The sequence below is a fragment of the Corynebacterium senegalense genome, from assembly GCF_900411315.1.
GTDB classification, from domain to species: Bacteria; Actinomycetota; Actinomycetes; order Mycobacteriales; family Mycobacteriaceae; genus Corynebacterium; species Corynebacterium senegalense.
Window position 1 is genome coordinate 1,206,128 of the sequence record NZ_LS990887.1, and the last position, 25,948, is coordinate 1,232,075.

Here is a 25,948-nt window from a genome sequence, read left to right on the forward strand (position 1 = left end):
ACCCGCGTGTGGTGTGCGTCACGTAGAATCGCTACGCGAACGTACACTGCAAAGGAGCCCCCATGCACTTCTCCCCCAAACTGCTGCGCCGCTTCATGTTCCTCTGGCCGCCCTTCCTCGGCGCCGGGATCCGCGTCAAGGAGTTCGCCGACGACGGCTCCAAGGTCGTCGTTAAGCACAAGATCACCAAGCTCAACCAGAACGCCGTCGGGGCGGCCTTCGGCGGCACCATCATGGCGATGACCGACCCCTTCTTCATGCTCGCCTCGATGGCGCGGCTGGGCAAGGACTACATGGTGTGGGACGTCGCGGGCGAGGCGAAGTTCGTCAAACCCGGCAAGGGCACGATCACCGCGACCATGCTCATCCCCGACGAAACCTACGACCTGATCAGGGAAAAGACCGCCGGCGGCGAGAAGTACCTGCACTGGTTCGACACGGACGTGATCGACGAGGAGGGCGACGTCGTCGCGCACGTGCGGCGCCAGGTGTATTACCGGCGCAAGCGGGACAAGTAACCCGGCGCGAAGAATGAGCGAAACCCCAGCTAGAAACACTGTCTAGCTGGGGTTTCGGTGGAGCCACCTGCGAGAATCGAACTCGCGACCTTCTCATTACGAGTGAGATGCTCTACCGACTGAGCTAAGGTGGCCGGGCCGCGCGCACTGCAACCACTGCACGCAATCCGCGCCATAGCTTAACCCAGAGTCAGGAAAACCGTGAAACCCGCAGGTTACTTGACGTTGCAGGCCTTGCGGATGCGCCCCAGCATCCCGTTGAACGCGATGGTCGGCTGGACGTTTTGGTCCAGGCTCTCGCGGCAGGTCACGATCGCGTCCTGGCACGCCACCAGCCCCTCCAGGCTCACCTTCGAGGCGATTTCGGCGCTCAGGCCCTCGAAGTCGGGGTGCGTCAGACCGACGTCCGCCCCGCTCTTGAGCACCATCGCGTCGCGGTACACCCCGGCCAGGTCGACGAGGGTGAGGTCGAGGACGTCGCGGTTGCGCCGGGTCCCGCGCTTCTTCTGCCGCGCCTCGAGCTCGCTTATCGACGCCTCACTGCCGCGCAGCGCCTTCGCCGCGCCCTTGCCCCTGGCGCCCACCCCGAGGGCCTGGGCGAGCTTCTCCCGCTCCTGCTCGTCCGCCGCGGAGTACGCGGAGACGGATTCCTTTTTCGCCGCGGCGATGAGGGTGCCCACGGCCTGGAAGGCCTGGTCGCCGTGGAAGACGAGCTCCGCGAGGTTGATCGCCTGGGCGCGGCGGGCCTGGACGTCCTTGTTCTTGACCAGGAGGCGGGCGCGGCCGATGTGGCGCAGGGAGGTGGCGGCGGCGAGTTGGGCGTCGGGAAGCGTGGCCCCCTCCTCCTCGGTGAGGATGCGCACGATCTCCTCGGTCGAGGGGGCGGGGATGTAGAGGTGGCGGCAGCGCGAGCGCAGCGTCTGGGAGAAGTCCTCCGGGTCGGTCGAGGGGGCGGAGAGGATGATGACGGTGCGGGCGGGGGGCTCCTCGACGGTCTTGAGGACGGCGTCGGCGGCCTGCTCGGTGAAGCGGTCGGCGTCGTCGATGATGATGACGCGCCAGTTCGCAACCGTCGGCAGGCGGGCCGCCTGGTGCACGATGTCGCGCATCGCCTCGACGTGGATGACCAGCTCCTTGGGCACGACGTGGACGATGTCGGTGTGGGCGTCGGCGAAGGCGTCGAGGCAGCCCTTGCAGCGGCCGCAGCCGACGACCTCGGGGTCGGTGCACACGAGGGCGGCGGCGAAGGCCTTCGCGGTGGTGGAGCGGCCCGAGCCGGGCGGGCCGGTGAACAGCCACGAATGGGTCATCGCGCGCGGGTCGCCGATGCCGCGCGCGGCGGCCGCCGCGGCCATGATGGCATCGTGCACCCGCGGGGTGTCGGCGAGCCTGTCGCTCACGCTCCTGTACGTCACACCAGACACACTACTTGTTCGCCCGCCGGGTGAACCATCCCATTAGAGTATGTGGACATGGACAGATTCTGGCGCAGCGTGAAGTGGCTGTGGGGCACCTCGTGGCCCCTCTACGCGGCGACAGTCCTGGGCACCAACGTCGTCGGCGCGCTGGCGATCATGCTCTTCATCCGCTTCCTCATCCCCGTCCCCGAGGTGGAGTCGCTCTCCGTCGCGGACAACGGGATGGGCTACGTCGGCGTGGCCTACTTCGTCGTGGCTGTGGTCATCGGCATGGTGGTCACGTTCCTGCTGTTCCGGCCGGTGCTGGAGTGGCAGCGCAACCCGGAGGGCCACGACCCGAACATGGTGCGCAACCTCGTCATGCGGCTGCCCGGGCTGCAGACGTGGGTCGTGGTGGCCGTGTGGCTCATCGGCATCGCCATCGCGGGGTTCACCGCCGCGCGCATCAGCACACGGCTGACCGTCGTGGTGGTCGTCTCCACGCTCATGGCCTGCATGATCGTGGCGATCCTCACCTACGTCCAGGCCGCCCGCCTGGTCCGCCCGATCGCGGCGAGCGCGCTCGCCCGCCGCTTCGAGGACTCGACCCTCGAGCCGCCCATCGCGACCCGGCTGTTCTTCACCTGGTTCACCACCACGGGCTTCCCGCTGCTCGGCGTGCTGCTGCTCTACTGGGCCCAGCGCAACAACTTCTTCACCAACACCCCCGGCTCCCTCATGCCGGCGGTCGCGGCGCTCGCGGTGACGGCCCTGGTGACGGGCATCGTCGGCACGACCTTCGCCATCATGAGCGTGGTGGACCCGATCAAGGAGCTGCAGGAGGCCATCAACCGGGTGCGCCGCGGCGAGTCGGACACCCAGGTGGACATCTACGACGGCTCCGAGATCGGCGTGCTCCAGGCCGGCTTCAACGAGATGATGCGCGGGCTCAACGAGCGCCAGCGCGTCCGCGACATCTTCGGCCGCTACGTCGGCATCGAGGTCGCCCAGAAGGCCCTCGAAGAAAAGCCGGAGCTCGGCGGCGAGGACCGCAAGGTCGCCGTCGTCTTTGTCGACGTCGTCGGCTCGACTACCTTCGCCGTCGACCACACCCCGGAGGAGGTCGTCTCCGCGCTCAACGACTTCTTCGAGGTCGTCGTCGAGGTCGTGCACCGCAACAAGGGCGTGATCAACAAGTTCGAGGGCGACGCCGCGCTCGCGGTCTTCGGCGCGCCCATCGCGCTTCACGACGCCACCTCCCACGCCCTCCAGGCCGCCCGCGAACTGCGCGAGGAAATGCTCGGCCTGCAGCTCCAGGCGGGCGTCGGCGTCGCCTCCGGACACGTCGTCGCCGGCCACATCGGCGGCTCCGACCGCTTCGAGTACACCGTCATCGGCGACGCCGTCAACGCCGCCGCCCGCCTCACCGAGCTGGCCAAGGACACCCCCGGCCAGGTGCTCACCAACGCCGCCACGCTGCGCGCCGCCAACGAGGTCGAGCAGCAGCGCTGGACGCTGATGAAATCGATCGAGCTGCGCGGGCGCAACCGCATGACGCAGCTGGCGCGCCCCGTGCGGGCGACGCTGGCGGACCGCTACTAGGGACGCCGCGCTTCGCAGCTACCTTCACAATGAACTTCTCAATTGTGATGTTAGGTATGAAGCGACGGACAAATTCAGATCCTCAGGCGGTAGCGCTGCTTAGGGCTGCGCGAGGGCTCTGTCCGCTCGACGACCCCTTCTTCGATTAACGAGTTCAGGGAGTTCAATACAGAGGAACGACTCAACTTTGTCGCGGCAACGAGTTCGGCGGTAGAGGCAGACACCATAGATTCCAAGTGGCCTTGGACAACATCCCGAGCAGTCCCGTACCGCTCCTGGGGAGCAACCCTGCGACGGGAGAAAGTCACCGTGAAGCTGTTGAGCGTATTCGTGTAGACGGGCTCCGGCATCAGCGCTTTAGCCAATGCGTTTCGCATGGCGTCTATTCCAGTGCCGCGGTTCTCCGCAACGGCACCTCCACCGGGAAAACGCACGTCTTCCAGGAGGGTGGCGATCCGCTGATTCCTCGTCGAGCTAACCCCTGGCTCCCCGAGGTTGTTTACAGTAACTCCCCCGTAGAGACCTCCGGGACTCGAGATTTCCAACCGGTCCACGAACATGTTGATCTGCACCGGGCTCCCGAGGGAATACGGTGAATAGTCTCGGTGCATGAGAGCGTTCACAACTGCTTCACGCACCGCAATTTCGGGATAGTCGGGGACATCGCGTCGAAAAGCCCCCTCAATCATGGCCCCTGTTCTCATGTTGCGTTTCACAACCGCCAGCGCCTGGGACACCAGTTCAGGGATGTTGCCCGTAATAGTCTCGGAGTCCAGAAGGCGCTGCCCTTCCGTGATCTCACCCTTCCGTGTTCCGGGAAAGAGAGCGAAGGTAACGCACAGCCGCGGATAGAACTCTTGCGGATAATCCCCCATGACGAGCAGGGAGGCTAGGGTGGGAGATCCTTGCCGCGCCAAGCGTAAACGGCGGAGAGCAGTATCCTTTCCCTGTGCAAAGGTCTTGGGGCGCCGTTCTTCCTGCAGCCGCAGGTATGCGGCCAGCACCCCATCATCGACATCCGACATAGATGCCTCCGCGACCGGTTCCTCATCCCATTTGGGCTGAACCTTCTCCTCGAGAAGTCGATCCACTTCGTATTTCGTCAGCCGAGTGTCTCCATCACCCGTGCGGATGTAACTGCCGTTATATTGCCCCTGGTCCGTCACGTAGCACGGCTTGTCTATGCTGGAGAGCTCTTTCACTTCAGCAACCAGCACGACAACATCCTCCAAAGGAACAAGGTCGATGTTCGGCCGCACAGGGGGCGACAGCTGGGCGCATCGCTGTTCCAGCTGGTCTTGCGAGACGCGTGCATCGAAATTGGGAACTGGGGCAAACCCGTCCGCCTCGCTCACACCGACAATCAGGATTCCCCCGTTCGCGTTTGAAAACGCACTGAGAGTTGCCCTGGCATCTTTCCCAATGCCACTCTTCACTTCAATTCGCTGTTTATCAGTGCCGATGATCCTCAGGTCACCGATAATCTTCCCCAGTTCAGCACTCTCCACGTGCCCTCCTCGACTTGAGCTTCACACTTAGCTTCATACTCATCTTATTAGGTGTGAAGACTTTTGTGAAGATCGATATGAAGCTCGTCCGCTCCGTCACCGCAGCCCCTGCGCCAGCAGGAGGTGGCCGATGCTGCCGGCGGCGGCCACGAGGGCGTCGAGAAGCGGGTTGCGTGCGCCCGAGTTGGCGAAAAGCCGCAGGCCCTCCGCCGCGAAGGCGAGGTTGGCGCCGTGGCTGATGCCCTCCAGTGCAGGCACCCCACCCCGCAGTGCCGGGTCGTTGGCCAGCGCCACGGTGACGGCGTGCGCCGCGACGACCGCGCCCACGCCCAGCGCAGACGGGCGGCGCGGGACGCGGTTCTGGTCGAATGCGGCGAGCGCGGCGGCCGGGTTCCAGGGGGCGGCGAGCAGACGCGCGGCCGGCTCGGCGGCGATGCGCAGGCGCCTGCTCAGCGACGCCCCAGCCGGCACCACCCACGCGGGGCGGGAGCCCACGGCGAGCGCGAGCGCCTCCGCGCCGCGCAGGGTCCGCCGGATCACCTCTTCCTCGCGCGCACCACGCGCTTGGTCGTCTTCGCCGGGCGCTTGGCCGTCTTCTTCGCGGCCTTCTTCGTCGCCTTCTTCTTCGCGGCCTTCTTGGTGGCCTTCTTCGCGGGCCCGGTCCCCTCCTCGGCCTCGCGTGCCCGGCGGGCGGAGAGCAGCTCGTTGGCGCGCTGGTCCGTCATCGTCTCCGGGGTGTCGCCGCGCTGCAGCGAGGCGTTGGTCACCCCGTCGGTGACGTAGGGGCCGAAGCGGCCCTCCTTGATGCTCATCGGCTTGCCGGAGACGTCGTTGTCGCCCAGCATCTTCAGCGGCGGCTTCGCGGCGGCGCGGCCGCGGCGCTTTGGCTCGGCGTAGATGCGGCGCGCCTCCTCGAGGGTGATGTCGAAGATCTGCTCCTCGCTCGCCAGCGAGCGCGAGTCGCTGCCCTTCTTCAGGTAGGGGCCGTAGCGGCCGTTCTGCGCTGTGATCACCTCGTTGTCGGAGGGGTCCACGCCCACATCGCGGGGCAGCGAGAGCAGCTTCAGCGCCTCCTCGAGGGTGACGCTGGAGGGCTCCATGGAGGAAAACAGCGAGGCGGTCGCCGGCTTGAGCTGCTCCTCGACCAGCTCCGCCACGCGCTTCTCTTTCTGCGCGGCGGCGGTCTTGGTCTCCCAGTTCTTGGCCCGCTTGCCCTCCTCGGCGCGCTGGGCGTCCTCGGCGGCGCGCTCCTCGGCGACGACCTTCTCGGCGTGGGCCTCGGCACGCTCGCGCTCGTCGTCGCGCACGAGCTCCGTGACGTAGGGGCCGAAGCGGCCCTCCTTCGCCACGACCATGCGTCCGTTGTCCGGGTTCTGCCCCAGCTCGCGGCCGGAGCGCGGGGTGGCGAAGAGCTTCTCCGCCAGCTCCAGGGTGATCTCGTCCGGGGTGGCGGACTCGGGCACGTTGGCGCGCTGGTACTCCGGCTCGCCGTCCTCGCCGGTGCCGACAACGCGCTCGATGTAGGGCCCGTAGCGGCCCACGCGGACGACGACGGGGCGGCCCTCGGAGTCGTCGAAAAGCTTCAGCGAGTTGGCTTCGCGGGCGTCGATGCTCTCGAGGTTGTCCTCGATGATGTGCTTGAGCCCGCCGCGCCTGGCAACGGCCTCGGCCATGCTGTCGTCCGCGTCAGCGTCGCCGAAGTAGAAGCCGGTGAGCCACTCCGTGCGGTTCTCGTTGCCGTGGGCGATCTCGTCGAGCTCGTCCTCCATCGAGGAGGTGAAGTCGTAGTCCACGAGCGCGTCGAAGTTGTTCTCCAGCAGACCGACCACGGAAAACGCCACCCACGTGGGGACGAGCGCGTTGCCGCGGGCGGCGACGTAGCCGCGGTCCTGGATCGTCTTGATGATCGACGCGTACGTCGACGGGCGCCCGATGCCGAGCTCCTCCATCTTCTTCACCAGGCTGGCTTCGGTGTAGCGCGCCGGCGGGTTCGTCGAGTGCCCGTCCGCGGTGATCTTCTGCGTCTCCAGCGCGTCGCCCTCCGCCAGGCGCGGCAGGTGCGTCTCACTGTCGCTGGTGTCCGAGTAGGCGCGCAGCCAGCCCGGGAAGGTGATCGTGCGGCCGGTCGCGGCGAACTCCGCGGCCTCGCCGCTTGTCGACGCCCCCTCCACCGTCACCTTCATCGAGGTGCCGCGCACGTCGTTCATCTGGCAGGCGACGGTGCGCTGCCAGATCAGCTCGTAGAGTTTGAACTCCTCGGCGTCGAGGGAGCCGGCGAGCTGGCCGGGCGTCGCGAAGCGCTCCCCCGCCGGGCGGATCGCCTCGTGCGCCTCCTGCGAGTTCTTCACCTTACGGTCGTAGACGCGCGGAGAGGAGCTGACGTACTCGGCGCCGTAGAGCTCGGTCGCCGCGGCGCGCGCCGCGTCGAGGCCCTGCTTGGACAGCGAGGTCGAGTCGGTACGCATGTAGGTGATGTGGCCGTTTTCGTAGAGGCGCTGCGCGATGCGCATCGTGCGCGCCGAGGTGAAGTGCAGCTTGCGCCCCGCCTCCTGCTGCAGCGTGGACGTCATGAACGGCGGGTGCGGGCGGCGGGTGTAGGGCTTCTCCTCCACCTTCGTCACGCTCATCGTCGCGCCCTCGAGGCCCGCAGCGAGCTTCTCGGCCGCCGCCTGGTCCACCACGTGAACGTCCTTGGACTTCACGTTGCCGCGGTCGTCGAAGTCGCGGCCCTGCGCCACGCGCCGGCCGTCAACGGCGGTGAGCTTGGCGTCGAAGGACTCCGAGCCCGGGGTCAGCGTCGCCGTCAGGTCCCAGTACTCGGCGGAGACGAACGCCATGCGCTCGCGCTCGCGCTCCACGATCACCCTGGTGGCCACCGACTGGACACGGCCCGCGGACAGTCGCGGCATGACCTTCTTCCACAGCACCGGGGAGACCTCGTAGCCGTAGAGGCGGTCGAGGATGCGGCGGGTCTCCTGCGCGTCGACGAGGTCCATGTCCAGCTCGCGGGTGTTGCGCGCCGCCTCGCGGATGGCCGATTCGGTGATCTCGTTGAACACCATGCGCTCCACCGGCACCTTCGGCTTCAGCGTCTCGAGCAGGTGCCAGGCGATCGCCTCGCCCTCTCGGTCGGGGTCTGTGGCCAGGAGCAGCCGGTCGGACTTCTTCAGCTTGTCCTTGAGGTCGGAGACCTTCTTCTTCTTGTCGGGGCTGACCACGTAGATCGGGGCGAACCCCGCCTCGGGGTTCACCCCCAGCTTCGCCCACGGCTCCTTCTTGTACTTCGCGGGGATGTCCGCGGCGCGGCCGGGAAGATCGCGGATGTGGCCCACCGACGCCTCAACGATGTAGTCGCCGCCCAGGTACTTCTGGATCTTCTTCGCCTTCGTCGCCGACTCAACGATGACGAGGGTTGTGCCGTTGTCTGCCACGCCGGGTGACACCTCTCTTCTCTGTCCGATCTGCGCCTTATATTAAGGACGCATCCTTGGCCCCACCATTTTCGCGGGTTCAAAGGGGTGGGTCGCGGGTGGTCGCGCAGAAGGTCAAAACTCCCCTCTTTCTATCAGACAACTATCACGCCCAGGCACGCTATGGGAAATATGATCACCTCCCGCGCGTGTCGTTACACTCTGGGAAGGGTCCGCGCGCGCCCGCCAACCGGCCCGGAAGGAGCACCCCGCAGTGATCGACTCTCTGATCGGTTTCCTCGAGCAGCTCATGCAGATGGAAATCTTCTACCCGCTGGTCAGCGTGCTGATCATCTGCGACGCCCTCGCGCCCGTCGTCCCCTCCGAGTCGGTGCTCAACCTCGCCGGCGCCTTCTCCGCCTCCCGCGGCGTGCCCGACGTCGGCGGCGTCATCCTCGCCGCCATCATCGGCGCGATCATCGGCGACAACATCTGCTTCCGCCTGGGCAAGAAGCTGATCAAGGTCGTCGACAGGCTCGACCCGAACTCCAAGGCCGGGGTGTCCATCGCGTGGGTGAAGCGCAACATGAACCGCGGGGCCGGGGCGACCATCATCGTCGCCCGGTTCCTGCCCTGGGCCCGCTGGGTGGCCACGATCGTCCTCGGCTCCGTGGGCTACAGCTGGGTCGCCTTCTTCATCTACGACACCATCGGCGTCATCGTCTGGGCCTGCCTCAGCGTCGGGGTCGGCTACCTCGGCGGCTCCCTCTTCGCCGACTACCCCCTGCTCGCCATGATCGTCGGCGTCACTCTCGGCTCCCTCGTCGGCCTGCTCATCCAGAAGCTGCAGGCCAGGCTGTTCGACTGGAACGACGTCCGCCGCGGCGTGTCCACCCTCTAGCGCCGAGGGCAGCAAAAATCCCCCTCCCGGAACCGGGAGGGGGATTGTGGCGTCGACAAGCGCTTAGAGAGCGCGGACGTCCTGGGCCTGCGGGCCCTTGGTGCCCTCGCCAATCTCGAACTCAACCTGCTGGTTCTCCTCGAGGGTGCGGAAGCCGGAGCCCTTGATCTCGGAGTAGTGGACGAAGACGTCGGCGGAGCCGTCGTCCGGAGCGATGAAGCCGAAGCCCTTTTCAGCGTTGAACCACTTGACAGTTCCAGTAGCCATGATGTGTACCTTTCAAAAATCGCTGGCAATGACGGTCTATCGATCACCAGGTCTTCGAAAGGACCTGGCGCCCGCGCAACAAAAACTCACGAGCACCTTGGTTAGGCGCGCACAGAATCTGCGACCGAGTTCAATTGTGCCACGAAACTGAAGGAAAGGTGTAGGGGGCTGGCATAATTTATTCGATCCGCTGTTCCAACCGGGGGTGAAACGCATGTCCAATCACGGCTACTCGTTCGGCGCCGAGATCATCGAGGCGCTGCGCCGCCGCTTCCCCTCCGCCCGCATCACGCACGTCGAGCACAGCCCCGCCACCCCCGCCACCTGGGCCGACTGGCCCGAGTGGGTCGGCGAGGGCCTCAAGAGCACGCTTGCCGACGCCTCCATCCCCCGCCTCTTCTCCCACCAGGCGCGCACCGCCGAGCTCGCCTGGGAGGGCCGCGACGTGGTGGTGGCCACCGGCACCTCCTCCGGCAAATCGCTGGGCTACCAGCTGCCCGTCCTCTCCGCGCTCGCCGCCGACCCGACCGCCTGCGCGATCTACCTGACACCCACCAAGGCCCTGGGCTCGGACCAGCTCCACGCCGCAGCCCGGCTCGCGCCCGCAGGCGTCAACCCCGCCCCCTACGACGGCGACACCCCGACCGAGGCCCGCGCCGGGATCCGGGAAGCCAGCCGCTTCGTGTTCACCAACCCCGACATGCTCCACGCCGGCATCCTGCCCAACCACGCCCGGTGGGCCCGCCTGCTGCGCCACCTGAGGTTCGTGGTGGTGGACGAGTGCCACACCTACCGCGGCGTCTTCGGTGCCAACGTCGCCCTGACCCTGCGGCGCCTCCTCCGCCTCGCGGAGGCCTACGGGTCGCACCCGACGCTCATCTTCGCCTCCGCCACCGCCGCCGACCCCGCCGGTCAGGCCTACCGGTTGTGCGGGCGCGCCGTCACGGCCGTGACCGAGGACGGCGCCCCGACCGGCGAGCGCACCATCGCGCTGTGGGAGCCCGGATTCATCGAGGGCGCGGAGGGAAAAAACGGCGCCCCGGTGCGCCGCGCCGCCACCACGGAGGCCGCCTCGATCATGTCCGCACTGGTCCTCGACGGCGCCCGCACCCTCACCTTCGTCCGTTCCCGGCGCGCCGCCGAGCTCGTGGCCATGCGCGCCCAGGAGGACCTCGTAGTCGCCGGGCGGGCGGACTTCGCCCAGCGGGTCGCCTCCTACCGCGCCGGCTACCTCGCCGAGGACCGGCGCCGCCTCGAGCGCGCGCTGGACAACGGCGACCTGCTCGGGCTGGCCACCACGAACGCCCTCGAGCTGGGCATCGACGTCGGCGGGCTGGACGCCGTGGTCATGGCCGGTTTCCCCGGCACCGTCGCCTCCTTCCGGCAGCAGGCGGGCCGGGCGGGGCGGCGCGGCCAGTTCTCGGTGGCCGTCATGGTCGCGCGCGACGAGCCGATGGACACCTACCTGGTCAACCACCCCGAGGCGCTGCTTGGCAGGCCGGTGGAAAACAGCGTGTTCAACCCCTCCAACCCCTACGTGCTGCGCGGCCACATCTACTGCGCCGCGGTCGAGCGGCCCCTCACCCCCGACGATGTCGAGGCGTTCGGCGCCGCGGAGGTGGTCGACGGCCTCGTGCGCGACGGCTACCTGCGCAGACGGCCCCGCGGGTGGTTCGCGGTGCCGCAGCTCGAGGGCGAGCTCTCCCCCGAAACCGCCCACGCCTCCGTCAGCCTGCGCGGCGGGGCGGGCGCGGAAGTAATGATCGTGGACATCTCCGACGGGCGCCTGCTGGGCACCGTCGACGCGGGCCGGGCCATGACCCAGGTCCACGAAGGCGCCGTCTACATCCACCAGGGCGAGCACTACGTCATCGACTCGCTCGAGCTCGACGACTTCGTGGCCCTCGCCCGCCCCGAGACCCCCGACTACTCCACGCAGGCCCGCTCGACCACGCAGATTTCGATCCTCGGCGAGGCCTCCTCCCGCTCGAACCCCGCCCCCGGGCTGTGGGTGGCCAACCTGGACGTCGAGGTGGTGGACCGGGTGACCGGCTACGTGGTAAGGCTGACCGACGGCACGGTCTCCGAGCACATCCCCCTCGACCTGCCGGAGCAGCGGCTGGTCACCCGCGCCGTGGCCTACACGATCGACCCGCTTGCCCTCGAGGCCATGGGGATCACGCCCGGCGAGGTCCCCGGCGCGCTGCACGCGGCGGAGCACGCCGCGATCGGCCTGCTCCCCCTCCTGGCCACCTGCGACAGGTGGGACATCGGCGGGGTCTCGACCGCCCTGCACCAGGACACCCTCCTGCCCACCGTCTTCGTCTACGACGGCCACCCGGGCGGGGCGGGCTTCGCCGACGAGGGCTACGCCCGCTTCCCCGAGTGGATCGCCGCGACGTACGAGGCGGTGAAGTCCTGCGGCTGCGAGTCCGGCTGCCCGTCCTGTGTCCAGTCGCCGAAGTGCGGAAACGGCAACCAGCCGCTGGACAAGCACGCCGCCCTGAAGCTCCTCGGGGCGCTGGTGACCATGACACCGGCCCCGCCCGGGTGACCTACAGCGGCCCCGCCCGCGCGGTGGACGAGGACCGGCCGAAACGCACCGTGACGACGACATCCGGGGCGCGTTCCTCGCAGCCCTCCACGCGCGCGCCGTTGGCGGAGGCGGTTGCTTGCGCCGCCCCGCACGCGTCGGTGCCCCGGTACAGCGCGGTCGCCGCGGCGACGGCCGCGAGATCGGCCGCGTTGCGCGCCCGGTGCGAATCGGCCACCCGCGCGCCCAGGCCGGCCACCACCAGCAGCAGGCTGACCACGGCCGCGATGATCCCCGCCGAGGTCACCGTGGCGTAACCCTCCTCGCCGCGCAGCGCGCGCCTCACCGGAACTCCACCGGGTAGACGGCGGTGGCGGAGACGTCGAAAAGCGCGGCGGGCACCTGCGCCGTCACCGTGACCATCCCGCCGTCCTCCGCCACGCTGACGCTTCCCCGCGGCGGGGCGTAGTCCACCCCGATCGCGTGGGAGCGCGCGGCGGCCCCGGCGATGTCGACGGCCGAGATGTAGGCGGCCATCGTGGCGATTCCCCCGACGATGGCTGCCGCCACCGTGACCAGAACCGCCAGGGAGAGAGCGGCCTCGACGGTGACGGAGCCGGTGTTGTCGCGCAGCATTAGCCCGGCTTGTTGCTCAGGGCGTCCGTGATGACCCCCTCGATCGCGGACACGACGCCGTTGCCGTTGACGACCATGTAGAGCACCCCGGCGAGCGCGGCGGCGGCGAGGCTGCCGAAGGCGTACTCGATGGTGGACATCCCTCGGTCATCGCGCAGGGTGAGCAGGCGGGCGGACAGGAAAGCGGTTGCGTTGGTGAACAGGGACATGGGTTTTCTCCTTCTCGTGTTCTTGTCTTCTTGTGGTCGAGGTGTGGTGTGTCAGGTGAGTTTCCCGGCCAGCCCGATCACGACCGGGGCGAGCCCGAGGACGAAGAAGGCCGGGAGGAAGAAAGCGGTCAAGGGCAGTGCGATGAGGACGCCGGCGCGCTCGGCCCTGGCCTTGGCGTCGTCGGCGGCCCCCTCGCGGAGTCCGGCGGCGATGCGCTCGCACCCGGCCGCGACGGCCGAGCCCGAGGCGCTGGAGAGAGCGATCAGCGCGGCGAGCTCGGCTCCGCCCGGGACGCGGTGCATCTCCGCCCACGCGCGCTGCGTTTCCACGCCCAGCGCGCTCAGGGCCGCGACGGTGCGCCAGGGATCCGCCGGGCTGTCTGGACCCGGATCGGCACCGTAGGACTCGGCGACCGCCGCCGCTGCACTCGCCGCCGGCAGGCCGGCTCGGAAGCACGCGGCGAACAGCTCGATGTCCGCGGCCGCCCGGTGGCGGTCGACCCCGGCGGGGCGCAGGCGCAGCGCGGGCCCGTCGCGCGGGGTCTTCTCGCTCAAGACCCGCGCGAATGCACCCGGCGCGGGCACCGCGAGGGCGCCGGCCAGAAGCAGGGCGGGGATCACCGCCGAGGCGACGGCGCTCATGCCGTCGCTCCCGCGATGATGCGTTCGCAGAGGAGGAAACCCGCGCACACCAGCGCCGTCCCGCCCGCCAGCAGCCACCCGCCCAGCCCGCCGCCGAGGAGGATCCCGAGGGGATCCGCGCCCATGGCCGTTCCCATCGCCACCCCGGCCGCCGGTAGCGCCGAGAGCACGATGGCGGTTGTCTTCGGTCCCGCCAGGGCCGCCTCGGTCGCGGCCCTGTGACGCTGCGCCGCGTCCAGGCGGTCCCGGGCGCGCGCGAGAAGCTCGGCGACGGGCAGGCCACGGGTGGCGGCGAGGCCCCACAGCGCCCCGACCTCCCGCAGCTCGGGGCTCGCGGAGCAGGCCAGAACAGCGTCCGGCTCACCTCCCGAGCGCACCGCAGCCACCGCACGCTGGATGTCCCGCAGCAGCGCTGCGGGGGCGGAAGCGGGGAGGTGTTCCGCGGCGCGCGAGGTGGCGTCGGCAAGCGATGCTCCCGCCCGCAGGTTGGTCACGAGGTGCCCGAGGAAGCCCGCGGTGAGCTCGGACCGGCGGCGGGCCAGCGCCGCTTCGCGACGCCTCACCACCGTGTCCGCCGCCGTCGCCGCCGCCATTCCGGCCGCGGCCACCAGCCCCGCCCGGTCGACCGCGAGAACGCCGAGCAGCGCCGCGCCAGCGAACACCGGCACCCACCCGGGCGCGCGCACCCGCTGAGCCTCGGACACCCTCCCGGCGGGGTTCGGCCGTCCCACCGCCGCGGCGGCGCTGGCCGCAAGCAGCCACATCACGGTGCCTCCTCCCACACCACGCGCACGCCCACGGGGTTGCCCTCCAGCACCCCGATCTGGTGCACCCAGCGGCGCCCGCCGGGGAGGCGCTTCACCACCACGACGTAGTCCACCGCAGCCGCGAGCTGCGAGTGCAGCCCGGCGCGGTCGAGTCCGCCCAGCGCGGCCAGCGCCTCCAACCGGGCGGGGACCTCGTGCACGGAGTTGGCGTGCAGCGTGCCCGCCCCGCCGTCGTGCCCCGTGTTCAGGGCGGCGAGCAGGTCCACGACCTCGGCGCCCCGGATTTCGCCCACGACGATCCTGTCGGGGCGCATCCGCAGCGCCTGGCGCACGAGGTCGGCGATGGTGATGCGCCCGATCCCCTCCGCGTTGTCTCCCCGCGTGGTCAGGTTCAGCACGTGCGGGTGACGCGGGGCCAGCTCAACGGTGTCCTCGATGGCGATGATCCGCTCACCTGGATCCACCTCGGCGAGCATGGCCGACAGCAGGGTTGTCTTCCCCGCCCCGGTGCCCCCGATGACCAGGAAGGACTTCCGGCGCGCCACGATGTCGCGCAGGAGGCGCAGGCTGTCGTCGTTGAGCGAGCCCGCCTCGCGGAGCTGGTGGAGGGTGGTGGTGTTGCCGCGCAGCACCCGCAGCGACAGGCACGTCCCGGCCTTCGCTGTCGGTGCGAGCACCGCGTGGAAGCGCAGGAGCGTGCCGTCCGGGCGGGGCAGGTGGCCGTCGCAGTATGGCTGGGCGTCGTCGAGGCGGCGCCCGCACCCCGCGGCGAGGCGGGTGGCCAGCCTGCGCACCTCCGCCTCGGACGCGAACGAGATCTCGGCCGGCTCCAACCCGCGGCCCCGGTCAACGTAGACGGTGTCCGCGCCGTTGACGCAGACGTCGGTGACGTCGGCACCCGCCAACAGCGCCTCCAGGGGTCCGGCGCCCGCGGTCTCGTCGCGCAGGCGGCGCATCACGTCGAGCACGTCGACGTCACTGATCACCACCGCCTCCTCGCGCACGATCGCGGCAAGGCGCGCGGGATCGGGGGTGGCTCCCTCGTCCGCGAGGCGCCGCTTCACGCGCTCGATGACCTCGCTGTTCACAGCCCCACCTCCGACAGCACGCGCCGCGCCGCCCTGGTGAGCGGCCGCGCGAGCCTCCCCGGCAGCCCGCTGACCTCTGCCGCGCGCCGCAGACCGCGGATCTCCCCCACTTCGGCGCAGACGGTGAGCCGGGAGATCTTTTCCACCTCGGCGGCGGCCAGCGAGGACCACCCGCGGTGCCGCAGGACCACCACCGCCGGGGTGCTCGCGGCGGCGCACTCCGCAGCCATCCGCGCCGCTGCCGCCGCGCCGCGAACCTCCGCCGGGGTGACCACCACCGCGAGGTCGCAGCGGGCGGGCATGAGGCGCACCGGCGTGTCCACCACCGTCAGGCCGCCGCCCGACACCGCCGACACGACGCGTTCCACCGTGACCCTGTCCAGCGCAAAAGGGTCGTTGATGGAGGTCCTCGCGTGGGTCAGCACCGCAATGCCGTCTCCGGTGTGCGGCAGGGCGCGGCGCACGTCCTCCCGGTTCACGGCGCCTTCCCCGAGGACGATCTCACCCCACCGGGCGCCGGCCTCCTCCTCCACGCCGAGCAGGAGGTCCATCCCGCCGGAGTACCGGTGGGCGTCAATGAGCGTCGGCTCGTGGTCCGGGCCCGCAGTGCGGGCCAGAGAGGCCGCGAAGGTCGAGGCACCGACCCCGCCAGCCGCGGCGAGGACGGCGATCACGGGGTCCTCCCCGCCCACCTGGCTGCCCGCTGCGCCCAGCAAGCCCACCGCACGAAGGAGCTCCCCCGCCTGGGCGGGGAGGACGAAGGACCTCTCCGCCTGCGGGAAGGATGCGTGGGCTGCGTCGGTGGCCGCCACCTCCGTGCCGAGCAGGAAGATGCCGGGCCGCGCGGGCCACTCCCGCACCGCGGCGGCGAAGTGCGCGTCCACGAACACCGCGTGCGCGCGGGCGAAGTGGCGGCCAACGCCGTCGGCCCCGTCCACGTCGACGATCGGGCGCCCGGTGGCGGCGGCGACGTGGAGTGCCTCCGGGTGCAGGAGTGGGTCGTCGATAGCTACGACGAGCGGTTCCGCGAGTGGCGAGGTTGTCATGGCACCACCCTCCACTGGCCGAACCGCAACCACAACGGAGAGCGCGGGAGGCTGTGGATAAACCCCGGCTTTGTTGATGCATCCCGCACTACCTGGGGAAAGGTCAGAGAAAATAAGGGACGGCCCGCGCCTCGGGGGGGGTGTGCGCGGGCCGTCAGTAACCCGGCCTCGGGGGGGTGGGCCGGGGCAGGCCACACTGTATATCGGGGCCGTGCACGAACAAGTATTGCACATCGGGCGGCGCCCAGGCAAGAAACCGGGCCACATTTCCGAACAACTTTTCTACCCGGAACTATCCCCACCATCCCCTCCCAACCCGCAAAGCCACATCCGCCACACGCGCCACGCTTTCGTTCCCCCACGGACCCGTCTACACTACGGTGGCATGAACCCCCGCCACGCAGGCCCCGACACGGACCCGACCGGGTCCGCGCTCGCGCTGCGCCCGACTGCGGCGTTCTTCGACCTCGACAAGACCATCATCGCGACCTCCTCCGTGTACGCGTTCGGGCGCGAGTTCCTCAACAACGGGCTCATCACCCGGCAGGAGGCGCTCGAGATCTCGCTGACGAAGGCCTCCTACATGCTCTCCGGCCACACGAGCGAGCAAATGGACAGCACACGCGACTCGCTCACGCAGATGGTGGCGGGGTGGTCCGTCGACGAGGTCCGCCGCATCACCACCGAGACGATGCACAACGTGGTCACCCCGGCGATCTACGCGGAGGCGCGGGACCTCATCAAGCACCACCGCCACGCGGGCCGCGAGGTCATCATCATCTCCGCCTCGGCCTCGATCCTGGTCGAGCCAATCGCCCGCGAGCTCGGGGTGGACACGGTGGTGGCCACCGAGCTCGAGGTCGTGGACGGAAAACTGACCGGCACCATCACCCGCTACCTCAAGGGTGGAGCCAAGGCCGAGGCCGTGGAGGAGTTCGCGACCTCCCACGGCTATGACCTGGCCCGCAGCTACGCCTACTCCGACTCGGCCACGGACATCCCCATGCTGGAGATGGTCGGCCACCCCGTCGCGGTCAACCCGGACCGCGCGCTGCGCAAGCACGCCCTCGTCAACGGGTGGGAGGTGCGCACCTTCAAAAACCCCGTGCCGCTGATTCAGATGCCGAACGCCCGCGAGGTGGGCATCGGTGCTGGGGTGGTCGCCGGCGTGACGGCGCTGACCGCCGCCGGTTTCTGGCTCACCCAGCGCCTGCTCCGGGACTCGAAGAACCAGAACAGCGCGTAACATAATTTGTCTCGCACATGTCACAGGTTTATCTAGGATTGGCATTGTGGCGCTTCCGTCCCGGGAGCGTTGTGAAAGCGGTGTTACAGTTGAGCCCGTCGTCATGGTGTTTTCCGCCACACGCGAGCGCCCCGAGAAAGGTATTTAGAACATGAGCAACAAAGGTCTCTACACTGACGGTTCCTCGTCGATCTCCGCGAAGGTTGACTCCATCCCCCTGCGCGACACCGGGGTTACCCAGCCGGGCCAGGATTCCCTGGGCGCCCTCGTCTCCAACGCGACGGAGCAGGTTTCCACGCTGGTGCGCAGCGAGATTGAGCTAGCCAAGGCCGAGGTCGTCGGCGAGGTGAAGAAGGGCGCCGTCGGCGGCGGTCTGTTCGCCGGCGCGGGCGTGGTGGCGCTGTACTCCACGTTCTTCTTCTTCCTCTTCGTCGCCGCGCTGCTCGCGCTGTGGATGCCGTGGTGGGCCGCGTTCCTCATCGTCTTCCTCGTGATGATCGCCGTCGCGGGCGCACTCGCCTTCGTTGGGTTCAAGAAGATTAAGGCGGTCCGCGCCCCGGAGAAGACAATCTCGTCGGTCAACGAGCTGAAGAACCTCGTCCCGGGCAAGGCGCAGAAGAACCTCGAGGAGGACCGCAGCGGCCTCTACACCCACGCCGCCGGCCGCCCCGCGGTCTCCGACAAGGCCTCCCAGGCCCGCCTGAACAACCGCGGCGGCACCACCGCCGTGGACGTCGACTAGGCCCCTGCCCCTCTTAACCGCCCGCCGCCTCTCTGAGGCGCGGGCGTTTTTGTAGGCTTGGCACACGTTCCCCGCTTCCGCTGGCACGGCAGGAGGAAGATCATGTCTCACGCGGGCCGCTCCCCCCGGGTGGTCGAGCTCGAGGGCGACTTTACCCACGAGATGCTCCACACCCGCGGCCTTCGCCTGCACGCGGCGACGGCGGGTGACCCGGCCGACCCCCTCATCCTGCTCCTCCACGGCACATTCGGCGGATGGTTCGACTACGCGGACGTTCTCGCGCCGCTGGCGGCGCGGGGGTTCCACGTCGCGGCCCTCGACCTGCGCGGCTACGGGATGTCCGACAAACCCGCCCAGCGCGGGGGCGACGAGATGCTGCTGAGCGTCGGCGACGTCAAGGGCGCGGTCCTCACACTAGGCCACAGGAACGCCGTGCTCGTCGGGGCTGACACGGGGGGCTCCGTCGCCTGGGCCGCGGCGGCGGCCCACCCCGATCTCGTCGCCGGTCTCGTGTCCGTCTCCGCGGCGCACCCGGCGGATCTGCGCCGCTGCATGGCCCGCCGCCCGTGGGATTTCCTTCCCCTCCTCGCCCGCCTCGCGCTCGCGCGGATGCCGGTGGGCGACTGGTTGCGAGCGTGGGCCTACCGCCGCGACCTGCTGCTCAACACCTCTGCGGAGTTCCACGCCTCGCCCGACTTCGACCGCGTCCTCGAGCTTCGGCTGCGCGCCGCAGAGATCTCCAACGCCCGCCCGTACATCCGCTCGAATTCCCAGCTGCTCACGCAGCGCGCGCCGTCCGGGCCCGTCCCCGCTCCAACCCTGCTGCTCCACCCCCCGCTCGGCTTGTGGGGTCCGGTGGCAGCCCGGCAGCGCCGCCGCCTGCGGGGGCCGGTGACGGAGGACGCGGTGGCCGGGGCGAAAAACCTCCCCCACCTGGAGCGCCCCGCCGGGTTTGCCGACACGATCGCCCGCTTCGCGACGTCACTACCCTCCCCCGGTTAGCGCGCGACGCACTCCCCGGTGTCTACGCCCGGGCCCAGGGCGGACAGCGCGCCCACGTCGCCGATCCCGTCCATGACCTGCCGCGTGGTGAGTGCGTAGCCAGTCTCGGAGGAGTCCACGGACGCCCCGAAGATCACGCCGGCAACCTCGCCCGCCGGGGTGAGCACGGGCCCGCCCGAGTTGCCCTGGCGGATGTTGCCGCGCAGGGTGTACGCCTCGCGCTCGACCCTGCCGGTGGCGTAGATGTTCGGCCCGGCGATGGTGATGATGCCGCGCACGCGCGCCGCCGCCGCCTCGAAGGGGCCAGACTGGGGGAACCCCATGACCACGGCGTCGTCGCCCGCGGAGAGGGGGTCGGCGGCGAAGGGCAGCGGGTCGAGCCCGAGGCCCTCGGCGCGCAGGACGGCGAGGTCGGCGCCCGGATCGTAGTAGACCACGGAAGCCTCCTTCACGCCGAAGACGGTGTCGAGCTGGACGGTGTCGGCGCCCGCGACGACATGGGCGTTGGTCACCACATGGTCCTCGGCGGCGACGAAGCCGGAGCCCATCATGTGGCGCCCGCAGGTCTCGGCGTCGCCGATGACGTGGATGACGCTGGGACGCACGCGCTTGACCATGGCGGGGTCGATCGCGGAGGGGTCGGGCGCGTCAACCGGGGCGCCAGCGGCGTTGGTGAAGGGGGAGACCAGGGGCGGCAGGCCGGAGTCGTCGAGAAGCGCCGCGAAGCGGGCGGGGAGCGTTTCGACGCCCGGGGGAGCGATGCGGTCGATGGCCGCGAGGACGCGCGATTCCCTCAGGCCGGCGCCCGGCGCCCCGGGCAGCGCGGTGGCCAGGGGGATGGAGACGAACCACACCACCAGCGTGACGGCCAGGGCTTGGAAGACGGCCCCGACCGCGGAGTCGAGCGTCTGCGTCGAGCGGGCCCGGGCGAGATCGCGGATGTGGGCGCCGATGAGCCCGCCGACCACGTTGCCCGTGCCGGCGAAGAAGACGACCACGGCGATGAGCAGCACCACGCGGATGAACTGGGTTTCAGCCAGCCGCACCACCATCGGGGCCAGGGCGAGGCCGACGACGAGGCCGGCGAGGATGCCCACCACGGAGAGCACCGCGGACAGGGCCCCGCGCCGCCAGCCGCTCGCGAAGGCGAGGAGGATCATGAGGACGATGATCACGTCGACGACGAGCGAAGCGGTCACGCTGGAAACATCTCCTTCGGCGGTCAAATAGGCTCCCCATCTTACCCCCCGGGCAGCGCCCGCCTAGAAGTGCCGCTCGGCGTTGCGCGAGTTCTTCAGCGCGCGGCGCAGGGGCACGACCCGGTCGCTGTCCCACGGCTCGTCCCAGCCGGCGGCGGAGAGGAGGACGTCGAGAAGCAGCCCTGTGAAGCCCCAGACCAGGTAACCGTCGACGGCGAAGGCGGGCCCGCTCCAGCCGAGCATGCCCACCTGCAGCCGGTTGGCCGGGTCGAGGAGGTGGGAGACGGGAACGAAGAAGACGTCGTCGGTTTCGACGGGGCTGGCCACGTGGGGGCTGCCCGGGTCGGCGGAGTAGGCGAGGACGGGGCGCACGGCGCGGTTGCTGCCGCCGGTGGTCACGGTGGACAGCGTGGCTAGCGGGTCGACGCGCCCCCGCTCGAGGCCGGTTTCCTCCCAGGCCTCGCGCAGCGCGGCGTCGACGGGGCCCGCGTCGTTGGGGTCGATGCGCCCGCCGGGGAAGGCCATCTGCCCGGAGTGGCTGCGCATCGTCGGGGTGCGGTGGGTGATGAGCACCCCGGCGTCGTCCGGGCGCTGTGCTGCGGCGGGGTCGCCGGCGAAGAGCATGAGCACGGCCGCCTCGTCGGGGCGGTCCTTCTGCGGCACCCTGGCCGCGAGCCGCTCGCGCGCCCGGCGCGACGCGACGCCGTCCTCGAGGCCGTGCACGAGCGGGGCGAGCCAGCCCGGCGCGCGCCCCGGGTTCAGGGGGACGTCTCCCATCCCCTACACCGCCCCGGCCACGGCGTCGGCGAGCTCGGCGGAGGAGGAGAAGACCTTCGGGAAGGTGGCCACCTTCTCGCCCTCGCGGAACACCACGGTCAGGGGCACCACACCCGGCAGCCCGAGGGTGCCGGCGAAGCGGTTGTCGCTGTCCTGGTAGCTGGGCAGCCCGACCCCGAGATCCTCCAGGAGGGCGGCGCCGCGGCCCGCGGCCCGGTCGGCGTGGACCCCGACCACGGTGTACTCGGGGTGCTCGCGCGCGAACTGCTCGACGATCGGCAGCTCGGCGCGGCACGGCTCGCACCACCAGGCCCACAGATTCACAACCGTCACGCCGGCGCTCTCGCCCTGCCCGGCGCTGCCGCCGAGGCAGTCCAGCTCCACTCCCCCGACCCCGCCGGCCGGGCACGCCGGGCGGGGGGCGACGGGCTCTTCGCTTGTCGACGCCCCACCGGCCGCCACCGGCTCGGCCGCGCGCTCCGGCTGGCCGGGGCGCAGCGCCGCGAGACCGGCGGCCAGGAGCACAGTGACGGCGACGAGGGCGGCGACGCTGTAGATGATCGTGCGGCGCATCTAGTCCTGCCCTCCCGGCCCGACCATCTCCAGGATGTGCTGCTTTTCTGCCCCCGTGACCAGGGCGGCCGCCTCGGCAGGCTCGGTCGGCCCGGCGCCGAAGCTGGGGCAGTCGAAGGCGATGGGGCACGCCCCGCACGCGGGCTTGCGGGCGTGGCAGACGCGGCGGCCCTGGAAGATGATCCGGTGGGAGAACATCGTCCACTCCTTCTTCTCGACCAGCTCACCCACCGCGTGCTCGATCCTGACGGGGTCTTTCTCCTCGGTGAGCCTGAGCCGGTGCACCAGCCGCTGGAAGTGAGTGTCCACCGTCAGGCCGGGCATGCCGAAGGCGTTGCCACGCACGACGTGGGCCGTCTTGCGGCCGACGCCGGGCAGGGTGACCAGGTCCTCGATGGCTGTGGGGACCTCCCCGCTGTAGTCGGCGACGAGCTTCTGCCCGAGTCCGATGAGGTTGGCCGCCTTGGCCCGGTAGAAGCCGGTCGGGCGGATGATCTCCTCCACCTCCGCCTGGCTCGCCGAGGCGTAGGCCTGGGGCGTCGGGAAGCGCTCGAAGAGGCGGGGTGTGACCTGGTTGACGCGGACGTCGGTGGTCTGGGCCGAAAGCACCGTGGCCACCAGCAGCTCGAGGGGGGTGGTGAAGTCGAGCTCCGCGTGGGCGTCGGGGAAGGCGGCGGCGAGGGTGCGGTTCACGCGCCGGGCGCGGCGGGTGCGCCCGAGGCTCGTCTCGCGCCCCTTCGCGGCGGGGTGGGAGCCGGGGCGGCGGTGCCGCTGCGGAGTGAGTCCGGTGCCGCTCGGTTCAGTCATAGTGGTCACTATAGTGAGCCGGCGGGTAGCATCACACGCATGATCGTCCTCTTCGTCGCCCTTGTCCCGCTGGTCTTCGGCCTTTTCGCCGTGGCGATGGAAAGGCTCGAGGCGGTCGCGCTCGGCAGCTAGGCTGGCGCGTCCCCCATTCCACTCCCCGAAGAAGCCACAATCGCGCCGAGATGTGACGAACCTCCCAACGGATTTGCTAAGGTGTGTGCTGTAATTGTGGTTTCGCCCGCCCGGTCGGATCCCTCTGCCGGACCAGCCCGGGAGCCCCGGGAGAGGCCAGGCAGGTCACGGTGGCGGCCACGCACCCGACACCCTCACACTAGGAGGCTTAATGGAAGGCGTACAGGACACCCTTGCGCGCGCCGGAATCTTCCAGGGCGTGGACCCTGCAGCCGTTTCCGCACTCATCGGTGACATGGAAACCGTTCGCTTCCCGCGCGGCACCACGATCTTCGACGAGGGTGAGCCGGGCGACCGCCTCTACATCATCATCGACGGCAAGGTGAAGCTGGCCCGCCACGCACCCGACGGCCGCGAGAACCTCCTGTCCGTGATGGGCCCGTCGGACATGTTCGGCGAGCTGTCCATCTTCGACCCGGGCCCCCGCACCTCCTCCGCCGTCTGCGTCACCGAGGTCACCGCGGCGACGATGAACTCCGAGATGCTCAAGCAGTGGATCGACAACCACCCCGAGATCTCCCAGCAGCTGCTCCGCGTGCTGGCGCGCCGCCTGCGCCGCACGAACGCCTCGCTGGCGGACCTCATCTTCACCGACGTCCCTGGTCGCGTGGCCAAGACGCTGCTCCAGCTGGCCAACCGCTTCGGCACCCAGGAGGGCGGCGCGCTGCGCGTCAACCACGACCTGACCCAGGAGGAGATCGCCCAGCTCGTCGGCGCTTCCCGCGAGACCGTGAACAAGGCCCTCGCCACCTTCGCGCACCGCGGGTGGATCCGGCTCGAGGGCAAGTCGGTGCTCATCGTCGACACCGAGCACCTCGCCCGCCGCGCCCGCTGACGCACGCGTGACGACGCCCCTCCCCCGCCCAACAGGGCGGCGCGGGAGGGGCGTCGGGCGTTGAAGAGCTGGGCTCAGGCCGCGGCTCAGGCCTTGTCGCGCAGGTAGCGCAGGGTGACGCGGGTGGACTGCTCGGCCGCGCCGCGCAGGACCGGGTCGACGTCGTCGTAGATTTCGTCGACGAGGGTGGCCACGTCGACGTTGTTGCCGTGCTTGGCCAGCGCTTCCCGGATCTGCTGGAGGCGCTGGGTGCGACGGTCGATGTACTTGCGCGCGTAGGCGGACAGGTCGGGGCCCTCGGGGCCGTGGCCCGGCAGCAGCGTGACGTCCTTACCCTCCTCCTCGAGCATCGCCAGGGTCTCGAGGTAGGCGCCGAGGTCGCCGTCGGTCTCGGAGATCATCGTGGTGTGGCGGCCCGCGATGGTGTCGCCGGTGATGATGCCCTCGAGCTGGTCGCGCTCCGGCTCGTTGGTGTAGACGAAGTAGCACACGGAGTCCATCGTGTGCCCCGGGGAGGCGACGACCTTGACCTTGGGTGTGACGCCCTCGACGGAGATGACCTCCCCGTCGGTGACGGGCTCCGCACCTGCGGAGTAGTTGCCGTCGAGGGAACGGACGGGCGCGCCCGTGAGCTGGCGGAAGCGCTGGGCCCCGTCGGCGTGGTCGTGGTGGCGGTGCGTGAGCAGGATCAGGGCCACCTTCTCGCCCTTCGCCTGGAGGACGTTGAGGTGCCCCTCGTCCTCGGGGCCCGGGTCAACCACGATGCTGCACTCGTCGCCGGGGGCGCGGATCACCCAGGAGTTCGTGCCCTCGAGGGCAGCGTAGCTGGGGTTCGGCGCCAAGACAACCGCGGCGGACGGCGTCACCTGACGCAATTGGCTGTAAGCGGGATGCTGCATAAAAAATAGCCTACCGCTTTATCCCGCGTTTTCTAGTCGTCCTGCGGGTCGTCGCACGGCGCGAGCTCGACCACGAGCTCCAGCTCCACCGGCGCGTCCAGCGGCAGGACGGCCACGCCGACAGCGGAGCGGGCGTGGGCGCCCGCCTCGCCGAAGATCTCGCCGATGAGGTCGCTGGCCCCGTTGACCACGGCGGGCTGGGCCGTGAAGTCGGGGGCCGAGGAGACGAAGCCGACCAGCTTCACCACGCGCGCCACCCGGTCGATGCCCACCAGGCCATCCACGGCGGCGAGGGCGTTGAGCGCGCACTGGCGGGCCAGGCGGGTCGCCTTCTCGGTGTCGAGGTCGGCGCCGACTTTTCCGGTGGCGGGCAGGGTGCCGTCGACAAGCGGGAGCTGCCCCGAGGTCCACACCTGATCCCCGACCCGCAGGGCCGGCACGTAGGAGGCGACGGGGGCGGCGACGGGCGGCAGCTCGATGCCGAGCTCAGCGAGGCGCGCGGTCCACTGTCCGGCCATGGCCTACTCGGCCTCCCGCTTCATGTAGGCCACGAGGTTCTCCGGGGTCGGCCCCGGGATGACGCTGACGAGCTCCCAGCCGTCCTCGCCCCAGGTGTCCAGGATCTGCTTGGTGGCGTGGGTGAGCAGCGGAACGGTGGCGTATTCCCATTTAGTCATGCCCCACAGTCTACATTCCGGGCCGGGGACGCGGGCGCGCCGGCGCAGGGCTAGAGGCCGACGACCTCGCCGCCCTCGGCCAGGTGGGCCGCCCAGTCGGTGACGTGCGGGTTCTTGCGCAGCACCGCGCGGCGCTGGCGCTCGGTGAGCCCGCCCCACACGCCGAACTCCACCTTGTTGTCCAGGGCGTCCGCCCGGCACTCCATCTGGACGGGGCAGCGGCGGCAGATCGCGGCCGCCTTGCGCTGCTCGGCGCCGCGGACGAAGAGGGCGTCCGGATCGCCCGAGCGGCAGTGCGCGAGGGTGACCCACTCTCCGCGGTCGAACACGAGGTCACCGGCCGAATTGCACTTGCGCGGCGTATCCTTGCTCTGCGAGGTGGCCGAGTACGCGTCGTTGCTGAGAGTGGTCGTCATAGAGATCTCCTTGGCGAAGAGGCGAATGACCCGGGGCCCGGATCTTGGGGAGCGCTCCT

28 protein-coding genes and 1 tRNA gene are annotated in these 25,948 nt (G+C 69.9%); 8 read left to right on the forward strand and 21 right to left on the reverse strand.

Annotation, left to right across the window (positions count from 1 at the left end):
• The first annotated feature begins 62 nt into the window (after window positions 1-62).
• Window positions 63-518, forward strand: a complete 456-nt coding sequence (locus tag DYZ02_RS05920; protein ID WP_115685418.1) for a DUF4442 domain-containing protein — start codon at window positions 63-65, stop codon at window positions 516-518.
• Window positions 519-576: 58 nt separating this feature from the next.
• Here DYZ02_RS05920 and DYZ02_RS05925 read toward each other — a convergent pair.
• Window positions 577-652 (reverse strand) — tRNA-Thr (locus tag DYZ02_RS05925).
• 81 nt (window positions 653-733) lie between these two features.
• Window positions 734-1,933, reverse strand: a complete 1,200-nt coding sequence (locus DYZ02_RS05930) for a DNA polymerase III subunit delta' (protein ID WP_115685419.1) — start codon at window positions 1,931-1,933, stop codon at window positions 734-736.
• A 57-nt stretch (window positions 1,934-1,990) separates the two neighbouring features.
• On the opposite strand from DYZ02_RS05930, the gene DYZ02_RS05935 reads away from it, so the two are divergent.
• Window positions 1,991-3,517 (forward strand): adenylate/guanylate cyclase domain-containing protein, encoded by a 1,527-nt coding sequence (locus DYZ02_RS05935; protein WP_115685420.1) that lies wholly within the window; start codon window positions 1,991-1,993, stop codon window positions 3,515-3,517.
• A gap of 74 nt (window positions 3,518-3,591) precedes the next feature.
• Here the strand turns inward: DYZ02_RS05935 and DYZ02_RS05940 are convergent, their stop codons facing one another.
• From DYZ02_RS05940 to topA, 3 genes are all read right to left on the reverse strand, one after another.
• Complete coding sequence (locus DYZ02_RS05940; protein ID WP_115685421.1) at window positions 3,592-5,025, reverse strand: ATP-binding protein; 1,434 nt, start codon at window positions 5,023-5,025, stop codon at window positions 3,592-3,594.
• Between the two features lie 96 nt (window positions 5,026-5,121).
• Window positions 5,122-5,565, reverse strand: a complete 444-nt coding sequence (locus tag DYZ02_RS05945; protein ID WP_115685422.1) for a hypothetical protein — start codon at window positions 5,563-5,565, stop codon at window positions 5,122-5,124.
• Window positions 5,562-8,456 (reverse strand): type I DNA topoisomerase, encoded by a 2,895-nt coding sequence (topA, locus tag DYZ02_RS05950; RefSeq protein ID WP_115685423.1) that lies wholly within the window; start codon window positions 8,454-8,456, stop codon window positions 5,562-5,564. Before topA ends, DYZ02_RS05945 begins: the two co-directional genes overlap by 4 nt.
• 253 nt (window positions 8,457-8,709) lie before the next feature.
• Here topA and DYZ02_RS05955 point away from each other — a divergent pair, with 253 nt between their 5' ends.
• Complete coding sequence (locus tag DYZ02_RS05955; RefSeq protein WP_115685424.1) at window positions 8,710-9,336, forward strand: DedA family protein; 627 nt, start codon at window positions 8,710-8,712, stop codon at window positions 9,334-9,336.
• A gap of 63 nt (window positions 9,337-9,399) precedes the next feature.
• On the opposite strand, the gene DYZ02_RS05960 is transcribed toward DYZ02_RS05955, so the two are convergent.
• A complete protein-coding gene (locus DYZ02_RS05960; protein WP_115685425.1) occupies window positions 9,400-9,603 on the reverse strand; it encodes a cold-shock protein in 204 nt (67 codons plus the stop codon).
• 214 nt (window positions 9,604-9,817) lie between these two features.
• Here DYZ02_RS05960 and DYZ02_RS05965 point away from each other — a divergent pair, with 214 nt between their 5' ends.
• On the forward strand, window positions 9,818-12,157 hold the full coding sequence (locus DYZ02_RS05965) for a DEAD/DEAH box helicase (RefSeq protein ID WP_115685426.1): 2,340 nt from the start codon (window positions 9,818-9,820) through the stop codon (window positions 12,155-12,157).
• A gap of 1 nt (window position 12,158) precedes the next feature.
• Here DYZ02_RS05965 and DYZ02_RS05970 read toward each other — a convergent pair whose 3' ends face one another.
• Genes DYZ02_RS05970 through ssd form a run of 7 tightly spaced genes read right to left on the reverse strand, consistent with a single transcriptional unit; the run spans window position 12,159 to window position 16,524 of the window.
• A complete protein-coding gene (locus DYZ02_RS05970) occupies window positions 12,159-12,482 on the reverse strand; it encodes an Rv3654c family TadE-like protein (protein WP_115685427.1) in 324 nt (107 codons plus the stop codon).
• Window positions 12,479-12,772, reverse strand: coding sequence for a hypothetical protein (locus DYZ02_RS05975; RefSeq protein WP_115685428.1), 294 nt, complete (start codon window positions 12,770-12,772; stop codon window positions 12,479-12,481). The genes DYZ02_RS05970 and DYZ02_RS05975 overlap by 4 nt, the downstream gene beginning before the upstream one ends.
• Window positions 12,772-12,981: a DUF4244 domain-containing protein gene (locus DYZ02_RS05980; protein ID WP_115685429.1), complete on the reverse strand. Its 210-nt coding sequence runs from the start codon at window positions 12,979-12,981 to the stop codon at window positions 12,772-12,774. Before DYZ02_RS05980 ends, DYZ02_RS05975 begins: the two co-directional genes overlap by 1 nt.
• A 51-nt stretch (window positions 12,982-13,032) precedes the next feature.
• A complete protein-coding gene (locus DYZ02_RS05985; protein WP_115685430.1) occupies window positions 13,033-13,623 on the reverse strand; it encodes a type II secretion system F family protein in 591 nt (196 codons plus the stop codon).
• Window positions 13,620-14,387: a type II secretion system F family protein gene (locus tag DYZ02_RS05990; protein ID WP_115685431.1), complete on the reverse strand. Its 768-nt coding sequence runs from the start codon at window positions 14,385-14,387 to the stop codon at window positions 13,620-13,622. Before DYZ02_RS05990 ends, DYZ02_RS05985 begins: the two co-directional genes overlap by 4 nt.
• On the reverse strand, window positions 14,387-15,478 hold the full coding sequence (locus tag DYZ02_RS05995; RefSeq protein WP_115685432.1) for a TadA family conjugal transfer-associated ATPase: 1,092 nt from the start codon (window positions 15,476-15,478) through the stop codon (window positions 14,387-14,389). Before DYZ02_RS05995 ends, DYZ02_RS05990 begins: the two co-directional genes overlap by 1 nt.
• Window positions 15,475-16,524 carry a septum site-determining protein Ssd gene (ssd, locus tag DYZ02_RS06000; RefSeq protein ID WP_115685433.1) on the reverse strand — a complete coding sequence of 350 codons (1,050 nt, stop codon included), beginning with the start codon at window positions 16,522-16,524 and terminating at the stop codon, window positions 15,475-15,477. Before ssd ends, DYZ02_RS05995 begins: the two co-directional genes overlap by 4 nt.
• Before the next feature lie 385 nt (window positions 16,525-16,909).
• Here ssd and DYZ02_RS06005 point away from each other — a divergent pair, with 385 nt between their 5' ends.
• The 3 genes from DYZ02_RS06005 (at window position 16,910) to DYZ02_RS06015 (ending at window position 19,514) form a co-directional block, all read left to right on the forward strand.
• Entirely contained in the window at window positions 16,910-17,770 is an 861-nt protein-coding gene (locus DYZ02_RS06005; RefSeq protein WP_115685434.1) for an HAD family hydrolase, read from the forward strand.
• A gap of 151 nt (window positions 17,771-17,921) precedes the next feature.
• The gene (locus DYZ02_RS06010; RefSeq protein ID WP_115685435.1) at window positions 17,922-18,512 is read left to right on the forward strand and encodes a phage holin family protein; all 591 of its coding nucleotides are present in this window, start codon (window positions 17,922-17,924) and stop codon (window positions 18,510-18,512) included.
• A 102-nt stretch (window positions 18,513-18,614) separates the two neighbouring features.
• Window positions 18,615-19,514, forward strand: coding sequence for an alpha/beta fold hydrolase (locus tag DYZ02_RS06015; protein ID WP_245945677.1), 900 nt, complete (start codon window positions 18,615-18,617; stop codon window positions 19,512-19,514).
• Here the strand turns inward: DYZ02_RS06015 and DYZ02_RS06020 are convergent.
• The 4 genes from DYZ02_RS06020 to nth all read right to left on the reverse strand — a co-directional run bounded on the left by DYZ02_RS06020 (window position 19,511) and on the right by nth (window position 22,870).
• Window positions 19,511-20,713 (reverse strand): MarP family serine protease, encoded by a 1,203-nt coding sequence (locus DYZ02_RS06020; RefSeq protein WP_115685436.1) that lies wholly within the window; start codon window positions 20,711-20,713, stop codon window positions 19,511-19,513. The two genes, DYZ02_RS06015 and DYZ02_RS06020, sit on opposite strands and share 4 nt — an antisense overlap.
• 63 nt (window positions 20,714-20,776) lie before the next feature.
• Window positions 20,777-21,490 carry an NUDIX hydrolase gene (locus DYZ02_RS06025; protein ID WP_115685437.1) on the reverse strand — a complete coding sequence of 238 codons (714 nt, stop codon included), beginning with the start codon at window positions 21,488-21,490 and terminating at the stop codon, window positions 20,777-20,779.
• A gap of 3 nt (window positions 21,491-21,493) precedes the next feature.
• The gene (locus tag DYZ02_RS06030; protein WP_115685438.1) at window positions 21,494-22,063 is read right to left on the reverse strand and encodes a TlpA family protein disulfide reductase; all 570 of its coding nucleotides are present in this window, start codon (window positions 22,061-22,063) and stop codon (window positions 21,494-21,496) included.
• The gene (nth, locus tag DYZ02_RS06035) at window positions 22,064-22,870 is read right to left on the reverse strand and encodes an endonuclease III (RefSeq protein WP_115685439.1); all 807 of its coding nucleotides are present in this window, start codon (window positions 22,868-22,870) and stop codon (window positions 22,064-22,066) included.
• 343 nt (window positions 22,871-23,213) lie between these two features.
• On the opposite strand from nth, the gene glxR reads away from it, so the two are divergent.
• Window positions 23,214-23,897 (forward strand): CRP-like cAMP-activated global transcriptional regulator GlxR, encoded by a 684-nt coding sequence (gene glxR / locus DYZ02_RS06040; protein WP_115685440.1) that lies wholly within the window; start codon window positions 23,214-23,216, stop codon window positions 23,895-23,897.
• Between the two features lie 86 nt (window positions 23,898-23,983).
• Here glxR and DYZ02_RS06045 read toward each other — a convergent pair whose 3' ends face one another.
• Genes DYZ02_RS06045 through DYZ02_RS06060 form a run of 4 tightly spaced genes read right to left on the reverse strand, consistent with a single transcriptional unit; the run spans window position 23,984 to window position 25,889 of the window.
• The gene (locus DYZ02_RS06045; protein ID WP_115685441.1) at window positions 23,984-24,796 is read right to left on the reverse strand and encodes an MBL fold metallo-hydrolase; all 813 of its coding nucleotides are present in this window, start codon (window positions 24,794-24,796) and stop codon (window positions 23,984-23,986) included.
• Window positions 24,797-24,828: 32 nt separating this feature from the next.
• A complete protein-coding gene (locus DYZ02_RS06050; protein ID WP_115685442.1) occupies window positions 24,829-25,314 on the reverse strand; it encodes a RidA family protein in 486 nt (161 codons plus the stop codon).
• A gap of 3 nt (window positions 25,315-25,317) precedes the next feature.
• A complete protein-coding gene (sp36, locus tag DYZ02_RS06055; RefSeq protein WP_181896903.1) occupies window positions 25,318-25,473 on the reverse strand; it encodes a Sp36 family protein in 156 nt (51 codons plus the stop codon).
• A 50-nt stretch (window positions 25,474-25,523) separates the two neighbouring features.
• Window positions 25,524-25,889 (reverse strand): WhiB family transcriptional regulator, encoded by a 366-nt coding sequence (locus tag DYZ02_RS06060; protein WP_245945683.1) that lies wholly within the window; start codon window positions 25,887-25,889, stop codon window positions 25,524-25,526.
• Window positions 25,890-25,948: the final 59 nt, after the last annotated feature.